The 23373-nt window shown below is 62.3% G+C and carries 26 protein-coding genes, 2 tRNA genes and 1 other RNA gene; 14 read left to right on the top strand and 15 right to left on the bottom strand.

All coding sequences use genetic code 11. The features are described from left to right. The first annotated feature begins 62 nt into the window (after window positions 1–62). Window positions 63–902 carry an oxidoreductase gene (locus AYX22_RS12625; protein ID WP_207593769.1) on the top strand — a complete coding sequence of 280 codons (840 nt, stop codon included), beginning with the start codon at window positions 63–65 and terminating at the stop codon, window positions 900–902. On the opposite strand, the gene epsC is transcribed toward AYX22_RS12625, so the two are convergent. From epsC to msrA, 3 genes are all read right to left on the bottom strand, one after another. After that, window positions 899–1483 carry a serine O-acetyltransferase EpsC gene (gene epsC, locus AYX22_RS12620; RefSeq protein ID WP_011775089.1) on the bottom strand — a complete coding sequence of 195 codons (585 nt, stop codon included), beginning with the start codon at window positions 1481–1483 and terminating at the stop codon, window positions 899–901. The two genes, AYX22_RS12625 and epsC, sit on opposite strands and share 4 nt — an antisense overlap. 41 nt (window positions 1484–1524) lie before the next feature. Then, complete coding sequence (gene cysK / locus AYX22_RS12615) at window positions 1525–2460, bottom strand: cysteine synthase A (protein ID WP_017200618.1); 936 nt, start codon at window positions 2458–2460, stop codon at window positions 1525–1527. 66 nt (window positions 2461–2526) lie between these two features. After that, the gene (gene msrA, locus AYX22_RS12610) at window positions 2527–3051 is read right to left on the bottom strand and encodes a peptide-methionine (S)-S-oxide reductase MsrA (protein ID WP_089595334.1); all 525 of its coding nucleotides are present in this window, start codon (window positions 3049–3051) and stop codon (window positions 2527–2529) included. A 134-nt stretch (window positions 3052–3185) separates the two neighbouring features. On the opposite strand from msrA, the gene AYX22_RS12605 reads away from it, so the two are divergent. Both AYX22_RS12605 and AYX22_RS12600 read left to right on the top strand, forming a co-directional pair. Continuing rightward, window positions 3186–4115 carry a Nif3-like dinuclear metal center hexameric protein gene (locus AYX22_RS12605; protein WP_207593768.1) on the top strand — a complete coding sequence of 310 codons (930 nt, stop codon included), beginning with the start codon at window positions 3186–3188 and terminating at the stop codon, window positions 4113–4115. 90 nt (window positions 4116–4205) lie between these two features. Continuing rightward, window positions 4206–4943: a C4-type zinc ribbon domain-containing protein gene (locus tag AYX22_RS12600; RefSeq protein ID WP_207593767.1), complete on the top strand. Its 738-nt coding sequence runs from the start codon at window positions 4206–4208 to the stop codon at window positions 4941–4943. Between the two features lie 26 nt (window positions 4944–4969). On the opposite strand, the gene AYX22_RS12595 is transcribed toward AYX22_RS12600, so the two are convergent. Next, on the bottom strand, window positions 4970–5734 hold the full coding sequence (locus AYX22_RS12595) for a peroxide stress protein YaaA (RefSeq protein WP_207593766.1): 765 nt from the start codon (window positions 5732–5734) through the stop codon (window positions 4970–4972). Window positions 5735–5792: 58 nt separating this feature from the next. Here AYX22_RS12595 and rnpB point away from each other — a divergent pair. The 4 genes from rnpB (at window position 5793) to AYX22_RS12575 (ending at window position 9135) form a co-directional block, all read left to right on the top strand. Beyond that, window positions 5793–6185: RNase P RNA component class A (rnpB, locus tag AYX22_RS12590), an RNA gene on the top strand. Between the two features lie 299 nt (window positions 6186–6484). Next, entirely contained in the window at window positions 6485–7936 is a 1452-nt protein-coding gene (locus AYX22_RS12585) for a glyceraldehyde-3-phosphate dehydrogenase (protein WP_242703633.1), read from the top strand. A gap of 72 nt (window positions 7937–8008) precedes the next feature. After that, complete coding sequence (locus tag AYX22_RS12580; protein ID WP_207593764.1) at window positions 8009–8218, top strand: hypothetical protein; 210 nt, start codon at window positions 8009–8011, stop codon at window positions 8216–8218. A gap of 116 nt (window positions 8219–8334) precedes the next feature. Continuing rightward, the gene (locus tag AYX22_RS12575; protein ID WP_207593763.1) at window positions 8335–9135 is read left to right on the top strand and encodes an HNH endonuclease family protein; all 801 of its coding nucleotides are present in this window, start codon (window positions 8335–8337) and stop codon (window positions 9133–9135) included. Here the strand turns inward: AYX22_RS12575 and AYX22_RS12570 are convergent. From AYX22_RS12570 to orn, 4 genes are all read right to left on the bottom strand, one after another. Next, entirely contained in the window at window positions 9120–9959 is an 840-nt protein-coding gene (locus tag AYX22_RS12570) for an acyltransferase domain-containing protein (protein WP_207593762.1), read from the bottom strand. The two genes, AYX22_RS12575 and AYX22_RS12570, sit on opposite strands and share 16 nt — an antisense overlap. A gap of 3 nt (window positions 9960–9962) precedes the next feature. Further along, the gene (gene def, locus AYX22_RS12565) at window positions 9963–10535 is read right to left on the bottom strand and encodes a peptide deformylase (RefSeq protein WP_207593761.1); all 573 of its coding nucleotides are present in this window, start codon (window positions 10533–10535) and stop codon (window positions 9963–9965) included. A 127-nt stretch (window positions 10536–10662) separates the two neighbouring features. Continuing rightward, window positions 10663–10738 (bottom strand) — tRNA-His (locus AYX22_RS12560). Between the two features lie 132 nt (window positions 10739–10870). After that, entirely contained in the window at window positions 10871–11464 is a 594-nt protein-coding gene (orn, locus tag AYX22_RS12555; RefSeq protein WP_242703632.1) for an oligoribonuclease, read from the bottom strand. Between the two features lie 189 nt (window positions 11465–11653). Here orn and mptB point away from each other — a divergent pair, with 189 nt between their 5' ends. Next, window positions 11654–13210, top strand: a complete 1557-nt coding sequence (mptB, locus tag AYX22_RS12550) for a polyprenol phosphomannose-dependent alpha 1,6 mannosyltransferase MptB (RefSeq protein ID WP_207593759.1) — start codon at window positions 11654–11656, stop codon at window positions 13208–13210. 6 nt (window positions 13211–13216) lie between these two features. Here mptB and AYX22_RS12545 read toward each other — a convergent pair whose 3' ends face one another. Continuing rightward, on the bottom strand, window positions 13217–13900 hold the full coding sequence (locus AYX22_RS12545; protein WP_207593758.1) for a DNA alkylation repair protein: 684 nt from the start codon (window positions 13898–13900) through the stop codon (window positions 13217–13219). Window positions 13901–14054: 154 nt separating this feature from the next. On the opposite strand from AYX22_RS12545, the gene map reads away from it, so the two are divergent. Beyond that, complete coding sequence (gene map / locus AYX22_RS12540; protein ID WP_207593757.1) at window positions 14055–14822, top strand: type I methionyl aminopeptidase; 768 nt, start codon at window positions 14055–14057, stop codon at window positions 14820–14822. 79 nt (window positions 14823–14901) lie between these two features. On the opposite strand, the gene AYX22_RS12535 is transcribed toward map, so the two are convergent. Then, complete coding sequence (locus AYX22_RS12535; protein ID WP_207593756.1) at window positions 14902–15507, bottom strand: GNAT family N-acetyltransferase; 606 nt, start codon at window positions 15505–15507, stop codon at window positions 14902–14904. A 63-nt stretch (window positions 15508–15570) separates the two neighbouring features. Continuing rightward, window positions 15571–16155 carry a single-stranded DNA-binding protein gene (locus AYX22_RS12530; RefSeq protein WP_207593755.1) on the bottom strand — a complete coding sequence of 195 codons (585 nt, stop codon included), beginning with the start codon at window positions 16153–16155 and terminating at the stop codon, window positions 15571–15573. 220 nt (window positions 16156–16375) lie between these two features. Here AYX22_RS12530 and AYX22_RS12525 point away from each other — a divergent pair. From AYX22_RS12525 to ettA, 3 genes are all read left to right on the top strand, one after another. Next, window positions 16376–16451: transfer RNA gene (locus tag AYX22_RS12525), tRNA-Arg, on the top strand. Window positions 16452–16640: 189 nt separating this feature from the next. Further along, window positions 16641–17123: a hypothetical protein gene (locus AYX22_RS24085; RefSeq protein WP_242703323.1), complete on the top strand. Its 483-nt coding sequence runs from the start codon at window positions 16641–16643 to the stop codon at window positions 17121–17123. 56 nt (window positions 17124–17179) lie between these two features. Beyond that, window positions 17180–18862 carry an energy-dependent translational throttle protein EttA gene (gene ettA, locus AYX22_RS12515; protein ID WP_207593754.1) on the top strand — a complete coding sequence of 561 codons (1683 nt, stop codon included), beginning with the start codon at window positions 17180–17182 and terminating at the stop codon, window positions 18860–18862. An 88-nt stretch (window positions 18863–18950) separates the two neighbouring features. Here the strand turns inward: ettA and AYX22_RS12510 are convergent, their stop codons facing one another. After that, complete coding sequence (locus tag AYX22_RS12510) at window positions 18951–19856, bottom strand: acyl-CoA thioesterase II (RefSeq protein WP_207593753.1); 906 nt, start codon at window positions 19854–19856, stop codon at window positions 18951–18953. Window positions 19857–19919: 63 nt separating this feature from the next. On the opposite strand from AYX22_RS12510, the gene AYX22_RS12505 reads away from it, so the two are divergent. Next, on the top strand, window positions 19920–20591 hold the full coding sequence (locus tag AYX22_RS12505; protein ID WP_207593752.1) for a hypothetical protein: 672 nt from the start codon (window positions 19920–19922) through the stop codon (window positions 20589–20591). 3 nt (window positions 20592–20594) lie between these two features. Here AYX22_RS12505 and AYX22_RS12500 read toward each other — a convergent pair whose 3' ends face one another. Continuing rightward, a complete protein-coding gene (locus tag AYX22_RS12500; protein ID WP_278251928.1) occupies window positions 20595–21071 on the bottom strand; it encodes a globin in 477 nt (158 codons plus the stop codon). Next, entirely contained in the window at window positions 21064–21765 is a 702-nt protein-coding gene (locus AYX22_RS12495) for a mechanosensitive ion channel domain-containing protein (RefSeq protein ID WP_207593751.1), read from the bottom strand. The genes AYX22_RS12500 and AYX22_RS12495 overlap by 8 nt, the downstream gene beginning before the upstream one ends. Before the next feature lie 87 nt (window positions 21766–21852). On the opposite strand from AYX22_RS12495, the gene AYX22_RS12490 reads away from it, so the two are divergent. Next, window positions 21853–22866 carry an NAD-dependent epimerase/dehydratase family protein gene (locus AYX22_RS12490; protein WP_207593750.1) on the top strand — a complete coding sequence of 338 codons (1014 nt, stop codon included), beginning with the start codon at window positions 21853–21855 and terminating at the stop codon, window positions 22864–22866. Here AYX22_RS12490 and AYX22_RS12485 read toward each other — a convergent pair. Further along, the gene (locus AYX22_RS12485) at window positions 22863–23342 is read right to left on the bottom strand and encodes an OsmC family protein (protein WP_207593749.1); all 480 of its coding nucleotides are present in this window, start codon (window positions 23340–23342) and stop codon (window positions 22863–22865) included. The two genes, AYX22_RS12490 and AYX22_RS12485, sit on opposite strands and share 4 nt — an antisense overlap. Between the last annotated feature and the right edge of the window lie 31 nt (window positions 23343–23373).

Genomic DNA, 23373 nt, shown 5'->3' with positions numbered 1-23373 from the left:
GTCCATCCCCGTTAAGCTGGGGAGGGCCGGCCTTTGCCGTACGCGAAAGAAGGAGAACCGCCATGGCATCCCGTATTGCGGTGGTCACCGGGGCCTCCACAGGAATTGGCTTTGACACAGCCATCGCCCTGAGTGCGGCCGGATTCACGGTATACGCCGGCGCGCGCCGCGTGGAGAAGATGGAACCACTGAAACGCCACGGCATCATGGTCATGTCCTTGGATGTCACCTCGGAGGAATCCATGGCGTCGGCGGTGGCACTGGTGGAAGCGGCCCACGGGCACATCGATGTGCTGGTCAACAACGCGGGTTATGGCTCCTACGGATCCCTCGAGGAAGTACCGATTGCCGAGGGCAGGCGTCAATTCGACGTCAACGTCATGGGCCTGGCCAGGATGACCCAGCTCGTGATCCCAGGGATGCGTGCCGCCGGCTCCGGCAGGATCATCAATGTCACGTCCATAGGCGGAAAAATCTACGAACCATTGGGCGCCTGGTACCACGGAACCAAATTCGCCGTCGAAGGCATGAGCGACGCCCTGCGCCTGGAACTGAAGCCGCACGGCATCGACGTCGTTATCATCGAACCGTCAGGGACCAACAGTGAATGGGGCACCATTGCCGGGGAGAGCCTGCTGGCTACGTCCGGCGACGGGCCTTATCAGCAGCAGGCTCATGTTGTGGCTGCTGCTTTGGCGTCCACATCGGGAGAGGGCCACGTGTTGTCGACCCCGGCACGGGTTGTTGCCAACGCCATCGTTCGGGCCGCAACGGCAAAACGCCCCAGGACCCGCTACCCGGTGGGCAGGGGAGCCTGGAGCGTCCTGGCAATGCGAAGGATTCTTCCGGACCGTGCGTTCGATGCTGTCTTCTGGAATTTCTACAGAAGGCTGGCGGGCTAGATCCGGTATTCGATGTAGTACTCCGCGGGATCCACGGCGGGCTTGGTTTCGGACCTCGCGTCGCGGTGCCGCCAGGTGGCAGGTATGCCCGTGATGATGGACTCCGGTGGCGCGTCCTTGACCACCACGGCGTTGGCACCGATTGCGCTGCCGGCACCGATAGTGATGGGACCCAGGACTTTTGCGCCTGCGCCGATGGTGACGCGGTCGCCGATGGTGGGGTGCCGCTTGACTTTGGCCAGCGAACGGCCGCCAAGTGTTACGCCGTGATAGATCATCACGTCCTCGCCGATTTCGGCGGTTTCTCCGATCACTACACCCATCCCGTGGTCGATGAAGAACCGGCGGCCAATGGTGGCACCAGGATGGATCTCGATGCCCGTCAGGAACCTTGCCAGCTGGGAGATCAGGCGCGCCGGAAAACGGAGCGCCGGATTCTGCCACAGCCGGTGCGTCACTCGGTGGGCCCAGATGGCGTGCAGGCCGGAATATGCGAAAAAGTTCTCGAAAGAGCCTCGAGCCGCCGGGTCGTGTGACCGGGCGGCGTCGAGGTCTTCCTTAAGCCTTGCGAAGAAGCTCACAAAGACCTTTCTACAGGAAGTGAAGGTTTGCAGGCGTTGTCTCAGCCGCGGATGTCGTCGAACAGCACAGTGGAGATGTAACGCTCTCCAAAGTCGCAGACAACAGCGACAATCAACTTGCCGGCGTTCTCGGGGCGCTTGGCCAGTTCGAGGGCACCCCACACGATCGCACCGGAGGAGATGCCACCGAGGATGCCTTCACGGGCGCCGAGTTCACGGGCAACACGGACGGAATCTTCCAGCGTGGCGTCCAGGACTTCGTCGTAGACGTTGGTGTCCAGGATTTCCGGAACAAAGTTGGCGCCGATTCCCTGGATCTTGTGGGGACCCGGAGCGCCACCGTTCAGGATCGCGGAGTCCTTGGGTTCGATAGCCACGATCTGCACGCCCGGCTTGCGTTCCTTGAGGACCTGCCCGACGCCGGTGATGGTGCCGCCGGTGCCCACGCCTGCAACAAAGATGTCCACTTCACCGTCGGTGTCTTCCCAGACTTCCTCGGCAGTGGTGGTGCGGTGGATTGCCGGGTTGGCCTCATTGGCAAACTGCTGCGCCCAAATGGAGTTCTCGGTGTTGGCGACGATTTCCTGGGCCTTCTCCACCGCGCCGCGCATGCCTTCGGATCCGGGCGTGAGAACGATTTCGGCACCGTAGGCGCGCAGCATGACGCGGCGCTCGGTGGACATGGTCTCCGGCATGGTCAGGATGACCTTGTAGCCGCGGGCTGCGCCCACCAGGGCCAGTGCGATGCCGGTGTTGCCGGAGGTGCCTTCGACGATGGTTCCGCCGGGCTTCAAAGCGCCGGACTTCTCGGCAGCGTCAATGATGGCCACACCGATGCGGTCCTTGACGCTGTTGGCCGGGTTGTAGAACTCAAGCTTGACGGCAACCGTGGCGTCAAGGCCTTCGGTAAGCCGGTTCAAGCGGACCAGCGGTGTGCGGCCGACCAGCTGCGTGACGTCGTCGTAGATCCTAGCCATGAAAATTTCGCCTATCTCTGAAGAGGGAATGCTGAGGTCAGCCTAACCAGCCGGATCGAAACACCGCTAAGCAGTAAGCCATGCAGAGTAATATTTCCGGGCCTTGGCCAGCTTCGGGTTAATAATCACCTGGCAGTAACCCTGATAGGGGAATTTGGCGTAGTAATTCTGGTGGACTTCCTCGGCCTCGTGGAACTCAGGCAGGCGGCTGACTTCCGTCACAATCGGATCCGACCAGAGCGCCTGGGCACGCTCGATGGCTTCCTCGAACAGCACTTTTTCTTCCGTGGTGGTGTAGAACATCGAAGACCTGTACTGGGTACCGACGTCATAGCCTTGCCGGTTCAGCGTGGTGGGGTCATGCAGGGCAAAGAACATGTCCAGAATGACCTCTTCGGGGACCACGGTTTCATCGAAGGTTACGGCCACCACTTCGGCATGGCCCGTGGTTCCTGAGCAGACCTGGTAGTAGTCGGGATTGCGGACGTGGCCGCCCGTGTAGCCCGAAACAACTGAGCTGACACCGCGGGTTTTCTGGTAAACGGCGTCCAAGCACCAAAAGCAGCCACCGCCAAGTACGAAAGTTTTCATGTTCTCTTCAATGGATCGGAGGGCTTGATGATTCCCGCTTCACCTTACGGGAGAATTACGGCAACCGGCAGGCCTGCGGGTGGCGGAACTGCCTCATCCGCCGTGGAAGGGAAGAAGTAGGGAAGAATAAGAGCATGGAAGCAGTAAACACCGGTATTTCTGATGCGGATTCGGTCGATGATGACCAAGCAGTTGAAGAGGACGAAACAGTTGACGCCGGCGGAGACCCCACGCTTGGCCAGGTGTTGCTTGCTGTTGAAGAACTCTGGCCCGAGTCACTGGCCGAGGACTGGGACGAAGTTGGCTTGGTGGTGGGACGCCCCAACGTCCCCGTGACCAAGGTCCTCTTCGCAGTAGACCCCACGTTGGCTGTCATCGACGAAGCCATTGAGTGGGGCGCCGGACTGCTGATCACCCACCACCCTCTGCTCCTTAAAGGGGTGAACTCCGTGGCCGCCACCTCTGCCAAGGGCTTGGCGGTCCACCGGTTGATCGAGGCCGGAACGGGCCTTCTGACCGTCCACACCAACGGCGACTCCGCAGTCGGGGGAGTCTCGGACGTCCTGGCTGACGCCTTTGGACTGGAAAACGTGGAGCCGCTGACTCCGGCTGCCAACGGCTTGCCTGAAGAGGGCATCGGCCGCGTGGGTGACCTTCCGGAACTCATCACGCTCGGTGATTTCGCGGCGAGGGTCTTTGAAATGCTGCCTGCAGTGGCCGGCGGCGTCCGCGTGGCCGGTGACAAGGACGGGCTGGTGCGGCGGGTTGCCGTCTGCGGCGGCGCCGGCGACAGCTTGTTCGACGCCGTTCGTGCCAGCCATGCCGACGTATACGTGACCGCTGACATGCGCCACCACCCGGCCTCCGAAGCCCGTGAGGGTGCAAGCAATGGCCGGCCATATTTGATCGACGTTTCACACTTTGCCAGCGAGTGGCTGTGGCTGCCTGCCGCCGCAGAAGCGCTGGGCAACGTGCTCGCAGACCAGGGCTACGACGTCGAGATCCGTGTCAGCAGCACCAACAGCGATCCCTGGGACTTCATACTCACTCCCGGCGGGGACTAGAGTCTAGAAGGATACGGACGGTCTCAACAGGATGGGGCCGGTCCGGCCGGAACTGATCTCCAGGCCCGGCATCGATAAGCGGAGGTAAGCGTGGCGAAAGCAGCACCGGCAGAACAACTGAAATTGCTTGAACTGCAGGGACTGGATGCCAAGCTGAAGTCGCTGGCCGGCCGTCGGAAAGTCCTGGAGACGGATCCCCGGATCACGGACCTCACGGATGCGCTGAACGTGGCCAACGGCGAGCTGGGGGCAGCCAAAGTTGCCGTCCATGACGCCGAGGCCGAACTTCGCCGGGCGGAAGCCGACGTGGAGCAGGTGGCCACCCGCATTGAGCGTGACGAGACCCGGCTCAACAGCGGCACCGGCCTGTCCAAGGATCTGGTGGCGCTCCAAAGCGACATTGCCTCACTGAACAAGCGCCGCTCTGACCTTGAAGACGTCGAGCTCGAGATCCTGGAACGCTTGGATACGTTGCGCGAACGCCAGGCTGCCCAGCAGGTGATCGTCGATGACATCCAGGGATCCTTCGGCAGCATCCGGGCAGAACTCGATGAGGCGATCGCAGAGATCGCTGCTGAAGAGACGGTGGTGCGGGGCCAGCGCGCGGCTTTTGCGGAGGCTTTGGATGCCGGCCTCCTGGCCGTATACGAGAAGACCATTGCCAAGAGGGGAGTGGGCGCTGCCCGGCTGTTCCACGGCAAATCCGAGGGATCCGGCATGATGCTCAGCCCGGGAGACCTCGCCGAAGTCAAAGCCGCCGCGGACGATGACATCGTGTTCTGCCCGGACTCAGGCGTTATCCTGGTCCGTTCGGCAGACTGGAACTGACAGGGCCTTACCTGGCCGGCCCGAACTCAGCTGGACAGGATGATGTTGAGCGCGTGGGGCTTGCGGGAAGTGCCCTCAACGAGTTCTGCCGTCCAGACTTCGCCGGCAGCCTTCAGGAGTTGATCCGGGGTTGCCGGCGCCTTGCCACGCCGGGTGATCAAGTGCCGCGCCAATTCTCCGCGGGTGTGCTTGGCGAAGTGGCTCACCACTGTGCGCTTGCCGTTGGCTTCATTGAAGACGTTGACGTTGACCGTCTGCGCGGCTGGGGGAGCCCAAGCAGCGGCATAGGTGCTGGAGCGGCAATCCACCATGAGTTCGCCGTCGGCACGTGAGGCGAGGGCGGCGTTAAGCTGCGGCTTCCAGAACGAGGCGAGGCGTCCGACGTCGGGCAGTGCCGTTCCCATGGACAGCCGGTAGGCAGGCACATGGTCGCCAAAGCCGATGGCGCCCCAGAGGGCGGACACCACCAGAATGGATTCAGTGGCCTTACGGCGCTGGGTTGGCGTCATGCTGTTATAGCCCAGGGCATCGTAAAGCACGCCCGAATACACCTGGTACGCAGGGGCTGCCGGTTCGGTATGGAGCCGGGTATTACGTTCGACGTCGTCCCGCAACGAGGCGCCGACGCCCAGGAGGGAAAGTGCGTCCTCGTGTGCGCTCACTGTGCCCAAAGCCTCGAGCACTTTTGCCCGGTAAGGATTCAGCTCCGGAAAGCTCAGCGACTCCCACTCGATGACGGGACCTTTGGGGGCAGGGGTCTTGCCTTCGGAAGGCGGCAGCAGAATCAGCACCCGTCGATATTACCGCCGGACTTTGGCCGGTCCCAACGCCGGTAGACTGGACGACGGATGGGTCGACCAGGCGGTCGCGCGTCACGAAAGTGGCTCGAGGAACGTCCGGGCTCCGTAGAGCAGGGTGGTGGGTAACGCCCACTCGGGGTAACCCGCAGGCCAGTGCCACAGAGAACAGACCGCCTGCGCTGCGTGATGTTTTTCATCGCGGAGCAGCAGGTAAGGGTGAAACGGTGGTGTAAGAGACCACCAGCTCCCTGGGTGACCGGGGAGGCTAGGTAAACCCCACCCGGAGCAAGGCCAGACAGGACACGTTTGAGGGCTGCTCGCCCGAGTGTCCGGGTAGGCTGCTGGAGGGCGTCGGCAACGGCGTTCGTAGATGGATGGCCGCCACTCCCTTTCCGGTAACGGTAGGGGATGACAGAACCCGGCGTATCGGTCGACCCATCCATTTATGACTCGCGTAAACGCGCCGTGTGAGTGATTTCACGCCCCTGGGCGGCCTACGCCCCCTCCTTCCGCCCTAGAATGGTTACTGAACGTAGATGTTCTGCCGCCGGGACTGCGTTCGCAGCCGGCGGATTTTCTTTGCTCTCGTTCAAGGCGCTGTGGGTGGACCGAAGCCCGCCGGCGCATGTGCCGCAGGACTACTCCGGGCGGCCGCTGCCATCTGCATACGAGGACGTATGTGGTTGACCCAAGGAAGGTAGTTCTGTGAGCCAGACGTCAGATTCTTGTCTTGATAAGTGGATGGGCCGGGAGGCTCTCGCCGAGGCCATGATTCCGGTGATCGGCCGGCTGTACCGGGAAAACAACGTGGTCACCAGCATCCATGGCCGCAGCCTGATCAACAAGTCCACCATGAACATCCTCAAGGCGCACCGATTTGCCCGCCGGATGAGCAACCACGAGCTCCTGCTCGAAGAGACCGCACCCTTGCTGAACGCCCTGTCGGAGCTGGAACTCGGCGCAGCAGCCATTGACATCGCGCGCCTGACCGAAAAGTTCCGGGCAGAAGGCAATGGCGCCTCCCTGGACGAGTACTTGCGCGCTGAACTTGCCGAGATCGTGGGCAAGCGCGGCGCTGACGACCGGACCAGCACCGACGTCGTGCTTTACGGCTTCGGCCGGATCGGCCGTCTCCTGGCCCGCATCCTCATCGAAAAGGCCGGCGGCGGACACGGCCTTCGACTCCGTGCGATCGTAGTGCGCAAGGGCGCCGAGAATGATCTTGTGAAGCGCGCGAGCCTGCTGCGCCGCGACTCCGTGCACGGCTCCTTCGAGGGCACCATCCGCGTTGACGAGGAAGCCAACACCATCACTGCCAACGGCGTCCAGGTCCAGGTCATCTACTCGGACAACCCCGCCACGGTGGACTACACCGCCTACGGAATCAAGGACGCCCTGGTAGTCGACAACACGGGCCGCTGGCGCGACGCTGAGGGCCTCTCCCAGCACCTGCAAAGCAAGGGTGCTGCCCGCGTCCTGCTCACAGCTCCGGGCAAGGGCGACCTCAAGAACATCGTCCACGGCATCAACCACAAGGACATCTCGGACGATGACAAGATCGTCACTGCTGCTTCCTGCACCACCAACGCCATTACACCGGTGCTCAAGGCCATCAATGACAAGTTCGGCATCATCCACGGCCACGTGGAAACAGTGCACTCGTTCACGAACGACCAGAACCTTATTGACAACTTCCACAAGGGCGATCGCCGCGGACGTTCCGCTGCGCTGAACATGGTCATCACCGAAACCGGTGCCGCCAAGGCCGTGGCCAAGGCTCTGCCGGAACTTCAGGGCAAGTTGACCGGCAATGCCATCCGCGTTCCCACGCCGGATGTTTCCATGGCAATCCTCAACCTGAACCTGGAAAAGGGCACCACCCGGGACGAAGTCAACGACTTCCTTCGCGAAATGTCCTTGCACTCCGATCTTCGGAAGCAGATCGACTACATCGATTCTCCCGATGTTGTCTCAACGGACTTCGTCGGCTCGCGCCGTGCAGGCATCGTCGACGGCCTGGCAACGATCTCCAATGACAAGAACCTCGTACTTTACGTTTGGTACGACAACGAGTTCGGTTACTCATGCCAGGTTGTCCGTGTCATGGAGGAAATGGCCGGCGTCAACCCGCCGTCGTTCCCTGCCCGCGACGTCGTGGCTCCCATCGCCGTTCTGGAAACGGCCGGCGCCTAGTAGCCGTAAGTATTCGCGGGTTTCCCGGCTGAATCACTGGTATCAGCCGGGAAACCTGACCAAAATGGGTTCATGGAAAATGAATCAACTTTGGAGCACGAAACAGCACTGGAACACGCACTGGACGTAGCCCGAGCCAATCACAAACAAGCCCAAAAACTCCTGGATCAGGCTGTTGCGGCCAACGCCTCCGGCGACGTCCCGGACCAACGGGTGGAGCAACTGCGGGCACTCCTCGCGCTGGCAACCGAGGACCTCCAACGCGTGCTGCGCGAGCAATAAACCCGGAGATCCGCCCCACGGTGTGACTTCTCCTACACACTGTGGATACCGGCTCTTTCTGTCGGGGCCTTGTCCTACGCTCGTAGGACATGCCTGCCCCCACTGGACGGAGTCCCTTGAGTATCACCTGGTCTGCCTACAAACGCGCCCGCCGCAGATCCCGGCAAGCATGGACGATTCTCGCCTTGGCTGCCGCAACCATCGTGGCGGCGCTGTCCTGGTTTTTCACCGCGGGCCAATTCTCCGCAGCAGATCCATGGGTAGCAGGACCCAGCGAAGCGCCCGTTTACAACCCCCTCTGGATGAAACCCGTGCGCGGCGCCGCCCCGGTGACTGCCGAGAAGGCCGCCGATGCCTTGGACCGGCTGCAGGTCAAGGGCAGGGCCCCCAAATCAGACTATGACCGGGCGGCCTTCGGACAGGCCTGGGCCGATGCCGACCGTAACGGGTGCGACACCAGGAACGACATCCTCCGGCGTGACCTTTCCGCTGTCGAGTTCACAGAAGGATCTTCCTGCAAGGTGGCCGGTGGCAGTTTCAACGAACCCTACACCGGGGCACAGGTGGTTTTCAGGCGGGGGCAGGAAACAAGTGCGGCCGTCCAAATCGACCATGTGGTTGCCTTGGCGGACGCATGGCAAAAAGGGGCACAACACCTGACCGTTCAGCAGCGGCAGACTTTCGCCAACGATCCTTTGAACCTGATTGCGGCCGACGGTCCTGCGAACGTCAAAAAAGGGGCGGGTGACGCTGCGACGTGGCTGCCGGCCAACAAGAACTTCCGCTGCCACTACGTCGCCCGGCAAATTTCCGTGAAGGCCGCGTACAAGCTCTGGGTAACACAGGCGGAAAAGGACGCCATGAAGGGCGTCCTCTCCTCCTGTCCGGAGCAACAGACCATCTACAGCTCGAGGTGACCGTGCCCCAACTGCCAGGTGCCGCCGTCGTCGATTCTCTCCAAGACCACCCGCTGAAGTGACGTCTCCCGGGGAAGCTTGTCCAGGTCCTGGAGCCCGCGCTGCCGGAAGGTGAAATACACGGCGTCGGTAGGGGCTTCAGAACAACGGTCCAGCGTGAAGCGCCGGGCAAACGAGGCAATGTTGCTCTCAGGCAGGTGGTCCGCAAGATAGGGGTCCAGCATCCACGAATCGCACGTGGCAACGGCTGCTGGCTTATCAGGGAAGTATCGGGGGAAGAACAGGCGGGCCTCGGACAAGCTGGCATCCACCGAGGCGGGGGACAGCCCGCCATCTTCTGGAATGTGGACGCCGAGTACCCAGTGACCGTCAGCCGCGGGGGTACCGGCTTGAGCGGTTTCCTCCGGGCTGCGGACCAGATGGAACTGCAGGCGGCCCAGCCTGAACAGGTTCCCTGCCATGTGCAAGGTCATCCAGCCCCAGGTATCGAGGCCGAACCTGCCATGGACCCGCCGGTTGATCCTGAGCTGCAGTCCCATGTCAGCCAGCGATGCCGCAGAGACTTCGGGACTGATACCGAGCTTCAGGTGATAAGCGTGGACGGTGGGGGAGAAGCGGAGCAGTGCTTCGATCCAGACCGATTCGTCGGGGTTGTCTTCCTGGATGCTGTCCACTGGAAAGGAACCCAGCCGCTCGTCCATGGCAGCCATGGCGCGCAGCACCGCTTCGCCGGGCGGAGTTGCGAGAAGGGCGGTGCACTCCTCCGCGTCGTCGCCGCTGATGTCCAGGAGTTCGAAGAGTCCAGTGTGCGGGGTCGGGGTCATGGCTCAGTGTCCAAAAGGATCGGGATCGACGCCGGGCATCCACGTCAGGCCGGGCACGCCCCAGCCGTGCTTCTTCGCTTGCTTGAGGGCCTTCTTTGCGTACCTGTCCACCAGCCGGTTAACGTACAGCTTGCCGTCCAGGTGGTCGAACTCGTGCTGCAGAATCCGGGCAAACCAGCCGGTCGCTTCAAAGTCCACAGGGTTGCCGTCACCGTCGAAGCCCTGGACGCGCGTCCATTCAGCACGCTGCAACGGGTAGTACTCTCCCGGGAAGGACAAGCAACCCTCAACATGCTCGTCAGGGTCCGGGAGAGCTCCCGAGACTTTGGAGAGGGTGAGTACCGGGTTGACCACCACGCCCTGTTCCGGAACGTCGTCGTCGTTGGCGTACTTGTAGACGAAAAGGCGCTTGCCCACACCGATCTGAGGGGCTGCGAGCCCTACCCCGTTGGCGGCGTCGTTGGTCTCGAACATATCCGCGATCAGCACGCGGAGTTGGTCGTCGAAGACCTCCACTTCGCTGGCCCGGCGATGCAAAACAGGTTCGCCCCAAATGGTGACTGGCAGGACGGTCATGTCAGTTCTTCCTTTGTTGATCGCTGGAGTCCGTAGCGGCGCAGGTCCGCTTCAGGGTTAAAAAGCAAAGGCCGCACCGGATAACCGGTGCGGCCTTTGTGGAAACCGGCTCTGCAGCCAATCTCGGTGGGGTGAGCTACGGGGGTTGAACCCGCGACCTCCTGGACCACAACCAGGCGCTCTGCCAACTGAGCTAAGCCCACCATGTGCCTTTTGGGGCTGAACCGTTTGACCGGCTTTCCTTCAAGGCAACGACAAATAGCTTACCTGCTGTTTAGGGGTGCAAAGTCCACTTTTGCCGGTTTTGGCGAAAAAACCTTGAAAAATGGTGCAGATCACACAGTTTCTGTGGAGCCCAAGGTCTCCGCAGTGGCCATGACGTCCCTGGAGATGCGCTGTGCCGTGGCCGTGTCCGGTCCGGGCGCGGGCACGAAGACGGCCTGGCGGTAGTAGCGAAGTTCGTCGATGGAGTCCTTGATGTCGCCGAGGGCGCGGTGCCCGCCGTGCTTGGCAGGCGACTGGAAGTAGGCGCGCGGGAACCAACGCCGCGAGAGTTCCTTGATGGTGCTGACATCGATCACGCGGTAGTGGAGGTGCTCCACGATGTTTGGCATGTCCCTGGCCAGGAACATGCGGTCTGTTCCCACGGAGTTGCCGCCCAAAGGCGCTTTACGGGGGTCCGGAACCCACTTCTCGATGTATTCAAGTACCTCGGCTTCGGCCTCGGCCATGGTCTTCCCATGGGGGAGTTCGTCGAGGAGCTTTGACCGGGTATGCATGTCCCGCACAAAATCATTCATTTGTTCCAGGGCAGCATCGTCCGGCTTGATGACGACGTCGACGCCGTCGCCGAGGATGTTGAGCTCGGAATCCGTCACCAGCGCCGCAACCTCGATCAGGGCGTCGTTATTCAGGTCCAGGCCGGTCATTTCGCAGTCGATCCAGACGATGCGTTCATTAGTAATAGGCACGCGCCCAGCCTATCCTTCAGCCGCTTCGAAGTGCTCTGATGGTACGATTTTTGAGCGCGGCAGTGTCTTTTTCTTCCTGCCGTGGAAAGTCCCAAAGACGCAGAATTTCTCCCGAATGTACCGGGCGAACGATTGGATGACGACCACATGACGGTGCCAGTACCCGCCGCCCAGAAGGCAGGGACAGCAGCGCCGACGGCAGATGCTGCGGCCAGCGAGGTTGATAATGCCCGTTCGCCGCTGATTGCCGGTTTCATCGGCTCCATGTTCATGGTCTTCGGGTCCCTGGGCGTGGGCTGGCTGGCTCCGGTCTCCGAACTTCGGAGGTTGCCACTCTTCATCTGGATGCGCACCGAAGGTGTTGGAGTCGCCCTGTCGATTGTCCTGCTGGCCGTCGGTGGAATGCTGCTGGTCCGGGCCTGGCTGCGCTTGGGTCAACGCGTCCGGGTCTGGGGGCTGGAGGCGCGGAAGGCAACGCTTCAGGCCGTGGCTGCGTGGGGATTGCCCATGATGTTCACCGTTCCCCTCTTCAGCAGGGACGTTTACGCGTACATCGGTCAGGGCCGTCTGATGGTCGAAGGCATCAATCCCTACGAGAATGGGATTTCCGCGCTGCCCAATTACTTCCAATTGGGTGCGGACAAGATGTGGACCGAAGCGCCGGTGCCGTACGGGCAATTGTTCCTGTGGATCGAGCAGTTCGTCGTCTGGGTGACCAATGTCCAACCTGAAGCAAGCATCATGTTGTTCCGGCTGGTTGCCCTTGTGGGAATCGTCCTCTGCATCATCTACGTACCCAAGCTGGCGGAACTTCACGGAGTGAATCCGCACCGGGCACTGTGGCTGACAGCCGCAAATCCGCTCTTCCTCACCAACTTCATTGCCAGTGTCCACAACGACGCCCTGATGATCGGGCTGGCCCTTGCGGGACTCTACTACTGCGCAACACGTCGCGTGATCCTGGGCTTGGTGCTGGTCACCCTCTCCATCTCCGTTAAGCCCATTACGGTGGTGTTCCTTCCCTTTATTGGGCTCTTGTGGGCCGGCAAGGGGGCTTCCTGGCCACGGAAGTTCGCCTTCTGGTTCTTGACCGCCGGGCTGAGCTTCGGATTGCTGTATGCCATGAGCATGGTTAATGGCTTCGGATTTGGCTGGATCAATGGCCTGTCAGCTCCGGGCAGTGTTTGGATCTGGTACGCCCCCATCGGCCTGATCGGCTTGGTCGTGGCGTCCATCTTCAATGTCTTTGGACTGGATGGCTGGGGCATGGCCAAGTGGGTTTACGACGCCGGCAAGGTGCTCATGGTGGGCGCCATCGCCTGGCAGGTCTTCCGCGGTGACTACGACCGCCTGATGCGCCGTCTCACTCTGGCGTTTGCAGCTATCGTCATTCTGGCTCCGATGATCCAGTCCTGGTACGTGGTCTGGCTGATTCCGCTCTTTGCCGTGACCGGTATCCGCAATGACTGGCAGGTCAAGGCCGTCTATTTCGTGGTCTCCTTCTTCATGGTCTACGCGATCTCGGACCAGCTGGACGTCTTCCCGTACCTCCAGAGCGAAGACCTGGGCCTGGCTTTGACGTTGGCGCGGAATGCAGCGGCCATCATTGCCTTGCTCTTCGCCGTGTACCTGATCTTTGTGGACCCTAAAACCAAGAGCCTGTTCCGGAAACACGACGAGCCAGGCCTCCGTCCGATCATCTGAGCCGCATCAGCTCGACGACAAAAGCCGTGTCCCCTCACGAAGGGACAAGGGACTCAGCGATGACGCGTTATCTGCGGCAAAATTCCGGACCCATTCGGGATCTGATTTGCTGTATTCGCGCAGCGCCCAGCCGATGGCCTTGCGGATGAAAAACTCCCTGCTGTGCAAATTGGGTTCGATGACTGCAGCCAGCAAGCCGTAATCGGTCATGGACTTCGCCCCCAGCTGGGCAGTAATTGCAGCCCGGCGGATCCACAGGTCGTTGTCCTCGGCCCAGCGAAGCAGCAAGGGGGTCATCGTCGGCTTATGCGCAAGCATCAGTGCGCATATCCGGGGCGAAACTCCATCCACCAGGTCCCACCAGGCTCCTGTCCGGATAATTTCCTCGTACACGGGCAGCATGTCCAGGTCTTCCTTCACCATCCGCTGGCCCGTCAGGTCAATGGCTGCGTACCGCTCTTCGCGTGCCTCGGCATCGCGCCACAACAGGAGAACCGCCTCCCGCAGCTCGTCAGGGGATGAGACAGGAAACTCTCTTGCTGCTGCTTTGACGATGCTCCGCACCTCGGGAACCCTGACCCCGAGTGAGGGCATGGCCGACTTCATGTACTTCTGGGCACCAAGCGCCCGTTCAGCGTCCCCGGACGAGCGGAGTGAGGAGCGGATCGAGTCCACCAGTTCCTTGGTCATGCGTCCACTGTAGGACCGATATATGGCGGAGGGTCTCCTGCCATTGCCCGGAGACCCTCCCAGGCATAGCCGGGGAGTCGTAGAGTGGGCAACGTGGCCGCAGTTGGCCGCACAACCAGCCCCTGAGGGCACGCCCAGCAACGGAGGACCTTTGATGTCAATGCTGAAAACTCCCGAGCAGATTACGTTGATGCGTGAGGCCGGCAGGGTGGTGGCCAATGCTTTGAAGGCCGTCAAGAAGCACGCTGCCGTGGGAGTTTCCCTGAAGGAGCTTGACGACGTCGCGGCGGCAGTGATGTCCGACGCCGGCGCCAGGCCCGCCTTCCTCGACTATCATCCCCGCTGGGCGTCCGTGCCGTTTCCCGGCGTGATCTGCGCCAGTGTCAATGATGCCGTGGTGCACGGTATCCCTAACGGCTATGCCCTTGAAGACGGCGATCTGCTGAGCGTTGACTGCGGTGCTTTCCTGGAGGGATGGTGCGGAGACGCCGCCATCAGCTTCATTGTCGGGGAGGGCGATCCCTTGGACCAGGAACTCATAAATGCAACGGATGCCGCACTGGCGCGGGGAATAGAAGCAGCGCGCGTGGGCAACAAAATGGGGGATCTTGCCTACGCCATAGGTGGTGAAGCCAAACGCGCAGGTTACGGCCTGTTGGCCGATCACGGCGGACATGGCATCGGCCGGACCATGCATGCCGAACCTCCCGTTCCCAACATCGGGCGTCCGGGGCGGGGCATGAAGCTGGAGGAGGGCCTGGTCATCGCCATCGAGCCCATGTTGATTCTGGGAGGCAAGGACGATTACTACCATGATGAGGACGAATGGACCCTGCGATCGGCGAACGGACGTAGAGCAGCCCACAGCGAGCACACGGTTGCCATCACGGCGGACGGCCCGATGATCCTGACCCTCCCTTGATTCCGGCACTGCCGCATAACAGGCCACGCTTTGAATCAGGCAGGCTTTGGATCAGGCACGCTCTGAATCAGGCACGGCCTCAGGGCGCCGCCTGGCCCTTGGCCAGCCTCACCACGGGCCGGCCTGGCACGGATTCGGAGACCGGGCCGAATCCGGCAGCCAGGAAAAGCGACAGAGTGCCGTGGTAGAGCTCCGCTGAGGTCGCCTTGGTCCTGAGCCCTGTGTCGACGGGATAGGCCTCCACGACTTCCGCGCCGTGGGTGAACGCATGGCTTACGGCGGCGGCCAGGAGCGCGGCCGACACCCCGGTGCGGCGATGACGTGGTGCCACGACGAAACAGCTGATGGCCCAAAGCGCGGTGTCGTCCGTGGTGGCCGATGGTACTGCCCTCAGGACTGGTGACCGTTTCAGCCGTCCGTAGGTTGCCCGGGGCTCAACAGCGCACCAACCCACTGGATCACCGTTCCTGAAGGCCATGACCCCCGGCGCCGGTTCATTGCTGAAAGCTGACTTCAGCATTTCCTTTCGATCATCCGGAGACGTGGTGTCCCAATCCTTGCCGGCAAGGACGAACCACCGGCACCAGCACCGGGATGGTTCGCCCTTGGTCCCAAACAGCTCCTCAACTGCCGCCCAGGACGCAGGTGCCGTCTCTAGCCTGAGTGCATCCTCGTGCTGTGCCATGGACCCAGAATAGGCCTCACCGTCGCGGCCGGAATGGCGGGTTACGGGCACCAGGCTCAAGGTTCAAGCGCCAGCACCCACCAGCTCTCCTGTCGAGGTGTTCACCATCAATGGCCCGGTTCCATCGGGATCATCCATCCCGGCTGCTACTGACTCGTCCTCCGGAGGAGCTTGTTCGGCATCCTCAGTGTCCCACTCGCCGCTGCTCCCGGGGCCACCCGGGGCGGGGCTGGACAGAGCCTCGTCCGAGGGCACAGTGTCTGCAGCGGCGGAGTCCGCTGGAGCAGAGGTGCCGTTCATGCGGGTGAAGTTGGCGGAGCCCCACATGAGGTCGTGTCCCACGGATTCGGCGTCGATTTCCGCTACATGGTAGACGCGGCCTTCATGTTCCCATTGCCTCAACCGGAGCTTTCCCATGACCAGCACACGCTGCCCCTTTTTGACGCTGCACCCAACGTGTCCGGCAAGGTATCGGAAAGATTGCACCGTATACCAATTGGTGTTGCCGTCAACCCACGTGTTGCTCGCCCGGTCATAGCGGCGCTCTGTGGTTCCCAGGCGGAACGATGCTGTAGCCGTTCCCCGTGTGGTTGTTGAACTCTTAACCTCCGAGGCCACGAAGCCCCGGACGGTGATGATGTCATTCATTGGTGGTCCTTCTGGATGTAGGGAGTGCCTGTCCGGCTCTTTCAGCTTCATCCAGTGAAGCCGTCGAAGGCAGTGCCGCGGGGGCCTATGTGCATAACCCTGGCGAACGGGCCCTTGTGGAGGAATGGAGGCCGCTGGTGATGAGATGGCGGGCTACCCGCCGATGGCACTGTAAACTCTTTGTGGCGCCAGCCGCCCATGGTGGTGACGGCGTCAGTGCGCCCCAGTAGCTCAGGGGATAGAGCAGCGGCCTTCTAATCCGCCGGTCGGGGGTTCGATTCCCTCCTGGGGCACCACCGCATCCCCCTTGGACAAGCTTCCAAGGGGGATGTTCCTTTATCGCCTCGCTTCAAGAACTTCGATGCAACGGCATCACGGGCCTTCCGCTCATGGTGGTTTGCGCCATTCCTCAGCCGGGTTACCAAAATCCCTTCAGCCGAACCCTGCCGGTGAGCCCCCCGTGTGAATGGCACAATGTCTAAGTGATGAGCAGGGGAACGACGCCGGGTGGCAAGTCAACGGGGGCAGCGAAAATCCGCGGTGCAGCATTGTCGCTGTCGGTAGCGGTAACAATTGCGCTGACTGGTTGCACTTCAAGCACGGGGTCCACGGCGCAACCAGGGACCGTCCCGGCCCCCTCCACCTCTGCCCAAGCCACAGCTCCGGTGGATCCTGCCGTGGCCGCCACCTCGGCAACCGTCGAAACCACGTTGAAAAACCTCGTGGCCGGCAACCCCAAGCCGGACCAGGAAGCACTCCGATCGGCCTTGGTGTCGGCCGGGATTCCGAAGGCCAACGTGGAAGTCTCTGTCAGCCGTACGCCCACGGGCCTTGACGTCGATGCCCTGGAGGCAGCCGCTTTGACCGGAGGGAGCTGCGTCGTGGGGCAAATCCGAGACGGTGGTGTCCTGGTGACCGTACTGCCCGTGCTGGCTACCGGTAAATGCTTCGTGGGAGACGCCCGCTAGCGGCTCTTCGGGGCGCGAATGTGAGTTAAGCAGGCCGAGCCATTAGATTTAAGGGCATGGCGGAATTCATTTACACGATGACCAAGGCTCGCAAAGCCGTTGGCGACAAACTTATTCTGGACGATGTCAGCATGTCGTTCTACCCTGGCGCGAAGATCGGCGTCGTGGGACCGAACGGTGCTGGTAAGTCCACCATCCTGAAGATCATGGCCGGACTGGACACCCCTTCGAACGGCGAGGCCCGCCTGAGCCCCGGCTACACCGTGGGCATCCTCCTGCAGGAACCGCCGCTGAACGAGGAAAAGACTGTCCTGGGCAATGTCCAGGAAGGTGTAGGCGAGATCTACGGCAAGATCCAGCGTTTCAACGAGATCTCCGAAGAAATGGCCAACCCGGACGCTGATTACGAGACGCTCCTGGATGAAATGGGCAAGTTGCAGGAAGCCATTGACGCTGCCGATGCCTGGGATATCGATTCCCAGCTGGAACAGGCTATGGACGCCTTGCGTTGCCCGCCGGCCGATTCCGACGTCACTGTCCTCTCCGGTGGTGAGCGCCGCCGCGTGGCCCTGTGCAAGCTGCTCCTCCAGAAGCCTGACCTGCTGCTCCTCGATGAGCCCACCAACCACTTGGACGCCGAGAGCGTGCTGTGGCTCGAACAGCACCTCTCCCAGTATCCCGGTGCTGTCCTTGCCGTGACCCACGACCGTTACTTCCTGGATCATGTGGCAGAGTGGATCGCAGAAGTTGACCGCGGCCACCTCTACCCATACGAAGGCAACTACTCCACCTACCTGGAGAAGAAGAAGGCCCGTTTGGAGGTCCAGGGCAAAAAGGACGCCAAGCTGTCCAAGCGCCTTACCGAAGAACTTGAGTGGGTGCGCTCCAACGCCAAGGGCCGCCAGACCAAGTCCAAGGCCCGTCTTGCCCGCTACGAAGAAATGGCTGCAGAGGCCGACCGCACGCGCAAGCTGGACTTCGAAGAAATCCAGATCCCGCCGGGACCGCGCCTGGGTTCCCTGGTCATCGAGGCCAAGAACCTGAAGAAGGGCTTCGACGACCGCGTCCTGATCGATGGCCTCTCCTTCTCGCTGCCCCGCAATGGCATCGTTGGCGTCATCGGACCCAACGGCGTGGGTAAGTCCACGCTGTTCAAGACGATCGTCGGCATGGAGCCTTTGGACGATGGTGAGCTCAAGATCGGCGAGTCCGTGAAGATCTCCTACGTGGACCAGTCCCGTGGCGGCATCGATCCGAACAAATCCCTCTGGGAAGTTGTCTCGGAAGGCCACGACTTCCTCCAGGTCGGTCAGGTCGAAATGCCTTCGCGTGCCTACGTGTCGGCGTTCGGCTTCAAGGGCCCGGACCAGCAGAAGAAGGCCGGTGTCCTCTCCGGTGGTGAGCGCAACCGCCTCAACCTTGCCTTGACGCTCAAGCAAGGTGGCAACTTGTTGCTGCTTGACGAACCTACCAACGACCTCGACGTCGAAACCCTGAGCAGCCTTGAAAACGCCCTTCTCGAATTCCCTGGTTGCGCAGTGGTTGTTTCGCACGATCGCTGGTTCCTCGACCGGGTAGCGACCCACATTCTCGCCTACGAAGGCGACGACGAGAACCCGTCCAAGTGGTACTGGTTCGAGGGAAACTTCGACTCCTACGAAGAGAACAAGGTGGAGCGCCTTGGCCCCGATGCCGCCAAGCCGCACCGCGTCACGCACCGCCGCCTGACCCGCGACTAGGAATTCCAGGTACACACAGAAAGGCCGGTCCCGCAAGGGACCGGCCTTTCTGGTTTAACTTCCCGCCGTCACACGGCGCCTCGAAAGCCTACGGGATCCGCACCATACCCTCTTGGGCCACGGTGGCAACATGCAGTCCGTCACGGTTGAAGATGCGGCCCGTGGCGAGTCCGCGCGCGCCTTGGGCGCTGGGGGACTCCTGGACGTAGAGCATCCACTCGTCCACCCGTACCGGGCGGTGCCACCACATGGCGTGGTCGAGGCTGGCGACGCTCATTCCCGGCGTCATCCATGCGAGGCCATGTGCGCGGAGAATAGGTTCGAGCAGCGTGTAGTCGCTGGCATAGGCCAAGGCCGCGCGGTGCAGGTTGGGATCATCGGGCAACGGTCCCATGGTTTTCATCCACACGGCGTTGCTTGCCACGTGCTGGGTGGGCGGGGAAACATAGAGCGCCGGGTCAATGTGGCGGACGTCGAACGGACGTTCCGATGACATGTGCCGCGCCATCGGGTGGTCGTACTGCGACAACAGCTCCGCAGTGCTGGGCAGGGATTCCGGGTCGGGGATGCCTTCGGGCATGGTTGCCTGGTGGTCCAGGCCGGTGTCCTCCACCTGGAATGACGCGATCATCGAGAGAATCGGCACGCCGTCCTGGTACGCGTGAACGCGCCGGGCGGAGAACGAACGCCCGTCCCGCAACCTCTCAACACCGAAAGTGATGGGCTTGTTGGCGTCCCCCGGCCGCAGGAAGTAGCCGTGCATGGAGTGTGCCACCCTGTCCGGTTCCACTGTTCGCATGCCTGCCATCATCGACTGCGCCAAAACCTGGCCTCCAAAGACCCTGTGCCTCGGCTGTTTCTGCGATGGGCCCAGGAAGATGTCCTCGTTGGTCCGGGCTCCGTCAAAGTCACCAAGGTCCAGCAGGCCGATCAGCACATCCATGGGGTCTTCTGCGGGTGCTTCCACTTCAAGGCCAGCATTCGTCTCAGTCATGGTTCGACTTTAGACGCCGCCCCGACCCCTCTCAACCGGGGACATGCCGGTAGAGTCGATGATGTGACAGACGTCTTGACCCAGTCCTTCCGCTTCGCCGATCCCCGTGACCTCGCTGACTTGAAGACCTTTGTGACGCGGGCAAAGAGCATCGACGACGGCGCCATCCGCCTCCAGGCCGCGGGCAGTGTCCTGGCCGCATACGTGTGCGTCCTGCGGCCGCGCATCCTGGGGGAGTCCACTCCCACCATCCTCGGCCTGCGGACCATGGCCCTGGCTGAGCCGGCCCAGGCCGATGTGACGGTGACGCTTGCGTCCGTTATGGACCGGTTGGCCCGCTCGGGTGCCGACGACGTGGAGCTGCCCATTCCGCCGTCGACCGTTTCCGAGTCCTGGGCCGGCGTTGGGGCGCCGCGCTCCGGGTGGGAAGCGCAGGGATCAATACTCGACGCCGACCTCAGGTCGGCGGCCGAGGCCGGCATAGCCGAGGTGGCCGGTGTCATTCCGGCTCTGGCGGGTGCGGCGGTGGTCAACAGCGCTAGGGCAGCAGTATGGGGTCGTGAGCTTCCAGACGCCGGCAACCTTCCTGCCGGCGCGGCCTTCGCTGCTTTCGCTCTGGGCTTCCTGGGCGACGCCGAGCAGAAGGTCTTCCGCAATGGCCGCTGGTTCCGTTTGAGCGGCCCCCGCGGCCATGTGCTGGTGCGCACAGGCGCAGGCCTGGGACTCGGCTTCTAAAGGTCAGGCTCCGGACGAAGGACTGTTGACCATGGTCAGCGCAGCCCGTTCCATGTAGTCCCACAACGTTCCCTCATGCAGAGGGGAGAGCTCCAGGGAGTCCACCGCCGTGCGCATGTGGAACAGCCAGCGGTCCTTGGCCTCGGGGGTTACCCGGAACGGCATGTGGCGCATGCGGAGCCGGGGATGGCCGCGTTCTTCGCCATAGGTGGTGGGGCCGCCCCAGTATTGTTCCAGGAACATCAGGAAGCGCCTCTTGGCCGGCCCCAGGTCCTCCTCCGGGTACATGGGCCGAAGCAAGGGATCCGTGGCAACGCCGTCGTAGAAGACGTCGATGAGCTTGACGAATGTTTCGTGACCGCCCACTGCGGCGTAAAAACTGTCCGTGTAGGCGGGCTGGCTGAAGGGATCATTCTGCATCAGCTGGCGTCGGGGGCCTGTTTGGGGTGCCGGGGGTTGCCCGCCTGCTGTGCTACTCATTGGACTTCTCCTCGGCTTTGGTGACGCGGGGTGCGCCTGCTGTGACGGGCGCAGTTGCTGCAGCGCCGGGCTCAATGGTGGTGTCCGGTGTTTCCAGTGGGACGTAGTCACCCTGCGAGCGGTTGCCCACGCGGAGGATCTCGCCGTTGCGCAGATACCAGATGGCTCCGTCTTCAGCGCGGACCCGGGTGATGCGCAGGCCCACGGATTCAACGGTACCAATCACTTCGCTGGTGACAATGACATCGCCGATTCCGTATTGGTCTTCGATGGTGATGAAGATTCCGGCGAGGAAATCACGGATCAGTTGCTGGGCGCCAAAGCCGATGGCGACACCCAGGATGCCCACGCTGGTCAGCAGCGGCGCGACGTCGACGTTCATGTACTTGAGGACGTAGATGATGACGATCACCACCACCACAACGCTCACCAGGCTCGTCAGCAAGGTGCCGATTGTCTCGGCGCGCTGTGAGCGGCGCTCGTGGTCGAGCGCGCGGATGGCTGGTTGCACCCACTTGAAGTGCGCTTTCTTGAAGAAGGAACTTCCGGCGGAAACCCGCCGGGTGATGCGCAAGATGATGAACCGCGCCACGATCCACACACCCAGGCCCACGCCTACGGTGATGAGGATTGAAACGAGGTCGATCTTTTCGGGTTCCAAAGTGACAATTTCTGCCAGGGGGATGGAGGTCAAGGGTGAATTTCTCCTTGTCGTCGGCCCGTGTTCGCCGGGCGCGGAACACTCTGTCCACCTACAACCCTAGCGCCGTAGCGTGACGGTATGCGCATCCTGGTCCTTGGCGGTACCGCCTTCCTGTCCGCAGAAACCGCCCGGCAGGCTGTTGCCGCCGGACATGACGTCACCTGCATTGCCCGTGGCACCTCAATGACCCCGCCCGACGGCGCCACCTGGGTCAGGGGGGACCGCGCCTTGGGCGCGGCGGCCTATGCTGAACTCGACGGCGGATGGGACGCGGTGGTGGAGGTATCGCGGGATCCCGTGCAGGCGGGCGAGGCGTTGGACGTGCTGGGAGCCGCCGCCGCGCACTGGACGTTTGTGTCGAGTTGCTCTGTTTATGCAGACCATTCGATACCCGGCGCGGATGAGGGCGCGGAGCTGCTTGAGCCGCTGCCGGCGGGACAGGCCGGTACCCCGGAGACTTACGGCGAATCCAAATCGGCTATTGAGCAGATGACTCTGGCTGTGGTGGGGGAGAAGGCACACATCGTGCGGGCGGGTCTCATCAGTGGCCCGGGGGACGGCACTGACAGGTACGGATACTGGCCCGCCCGATTCGCTGCTGACACTGACCCGGTGCTGGTTCCTGACATCCCGGATGCCGCAACACAGATCATTGACGTCCGGGATCTTGCCGCCTGGATCCTGCAATCCGCCGGTGGAGGACTGACCGGTACCTACAACGCGCTGGGAGACGTCGTGCGCTTTGAGGACTACCTGGCCGAGTCCCGGCAGGCGGCTGGAACCGGAACCGGGGATGGAGCGGTGCAGGACGTTGTCCGGGCTGGCGAAGGGTGGCTCCTTGAGCACGGCGTCGACTACTGGGCAGGACCGGACTCGCTTCCCTTGTGGTTGCCGGCGGACCATGATGGCTTCCAGGCCCGGTCCAACAAAGCTGCACGTGAGCGCGGAATGGTCCTGCGGCCCTGGCAGGAGACGTTGGCGGCCACGCTCGAGGATGAAAGGAGCCGGGGATTGGACAGGGAACGCAAAGCCGGGCTCAGCCGCGAAACCGAACGACGTCTCGTGGCACTATGGCGGGCCCAACAGACCTAGGCCGCTGCCGGCGTCGTGCGTGGTTCGTGGAGGACCGGGAAGTTGACGCTGCGGGCGATGAAGCAGACCTGGTTGGCTTCATGGTGCAGTTGGGGCATCAACTCGGAATGGCTGGCATCGGCTATGGTGACGTGGGGTTTGAGCGTGACGCTTTCGAATTGACCGCTGCCGTCCCGGTTGAGCTTCATCAGGCCCTCGGCATTGTCCTCGTAGCCGGTGACCACCACCCCGTGCTTGACGGCCACATGGAGAAAAGACAGCATGTGGCACTGCGAGAGGGCAGCGAGCAGCAGCTGCTCCGGGTTGTAGCGTGAACGGTCCCCATGGAAGGTGGGATCAGCGGAGCCCTGAAGGGTGGGCAGACCCGGGATCTCCACGTCGTGGTCCCGTGAATAGGCCCGGTAGCCGGCCGTGCCCTCACCCAGGTTTCCGGTCCAGCGGACTGTCAGAGCGTAATGGTGTTCGTTGAGGCCCATGCGGACAGTCTAGCCAGCAGGCATCGACTGT

This window comes from Arthrobacter sp. D5-1, from assembly GCF_017357425.1.
GTDB lineage: Bacteria > Actinomycetota > Actinomycetes > Actinomycetales > Micrococcaceae > Arthrobacter.
The sequence above is the reverse complement of the archived record's forward strand: the minus strand, read 5'-3'. Positions and strand labels throughout refer to the sequence as shown.

Coding starts and splice junctions, on each gene's coding strand:
- AYX22_RS12570 (WP_207593762.1), bottom strand. CDS start 9,959: ATGACCCCGACCCCGCACACTGGACTCTTCGAACTCCTGGACATCAGC.
- AYX22_RS12580 (WP_207593764.1), top strand. CDS start 8,009: ATGGAAAATGAATCAACTTTGGAGCACGAAACAGCACTGGAACACGCA.
- AYX22_RS12625 (WP_207593769.1), top strand. CDS start 63: ATGGCATCCCGTATTGCGGTGGTCACCGGGGCCTCCACAGGAATTGGC.
- AYX22_RS12530 (WP_207593755.1), bottom strand. CDS start 16,155: ATGAATGACATCATCACCGTCCGGGGCTTCGTGGCCTCGGAGGTTAAG.
- AYX22_RS12535 (WP_207593756.1), bottom strand. CDS start 15,507: ATGGCACAGCACGAGGATGCACTCAGGCTAGAGACGGCACCTGCGTCC.
- AYX22_RS24085 (WP_242703323.1), top strand. CDS start 16,641: ATGAGCAGGGGAACGACGCCGGGTGGCAAGTCAACGGGGGCAGCGAAA.
- map (WP_207593757.1), top strand. CDS start 14,055: ATGTCAATGCTGAAAACTCCCGAGCAGATTACGTTGATGCGTGAGGCC.
- cysK (WP_017200618.1), bottom strand. CDS start 2,460: ATGGCTAGGATCTACGACGACGTCACGCAGCTGGTCGGCCGCACACCG.
- AYX22_RS12500 (WP_278251928.1), bottom strand. CDS start 21,071: ATGAGTAGCACAGCAGGCGGGCAACCCCCGGCACCCCAAACAGGCCCC.
- AYX22_RS12585 (WP_242703633.1), top strand. CDS start 6,485: ATGGGCCGGGAGGCTCTCGCCGAGGCCATGATTCCGGTGATCGGCCGG.
- msrA (WP_089595334.1), bottom strand. CDS start 3,051: ATGAAAACTTTCGTACTTGGCGGTGGCTGCTTTTGGTGCTTGGACGCC.
- def (WP_207593761.1), bottom strand. CDS start 10,535: ATGACCGTCCTGCCAGTCACCATTTGGGGCGAACCTGTTTTGCATCGC.
- AYX22_RS12485 (WP_207593749.1), bottom strand. CDS start 23,342: ATGGGCCTCAACGAACACCATTACGCTCTGACAGTCCGCTGGACCGGA.
- AYX22_RS12545 (WP_207593758.1), bottom strand. CDS start 13,900: ATGACCAAGGAACTGGTGGACTCGATCCGCTCCTCACTCCGCTCGTCC.
- AYX22_RS12510 (WP_207593753.1), bottom strand. CDS start 19,856: ATGACTGAGACGAATGCTGGCCTTGAAGTGGAAGCACCCGCAGAAGAC.
- mptB (WP_207593759.1), top strand. CDS start 11,654: ATGACGGTGCCAGTACCCGCCGCCCAGAAGGCAGGGACAGCAGCGCCG.
- ettA (WP_207593754.1), top strand. CDS start 17,180: ATGGCGGAATTCATTTACACGATGACCAAGGCTCGCAAAGCCGTTGGC.
- orn (WP_242703632.1), bottom strand. CDS start 11,464: ATGACCGGCCTGGACCTGAATAACGACGCCCTGATCGAGGTTGCGGCG.
- AYX22_RS12605 (WP_207593768.1), top strand. CDS start 3,186: ATGGAAGCAGTAAACACCGGTATTTCTGATGCGGATTCGGTCGATGAT.
- AYX22_RS12490 (WP_207593750.1), top strand. CDS start 21,853: ATGCGCATCCTGGTCCTTGGCGGTACCGCCTTCCTGTCCGCAGAAACC.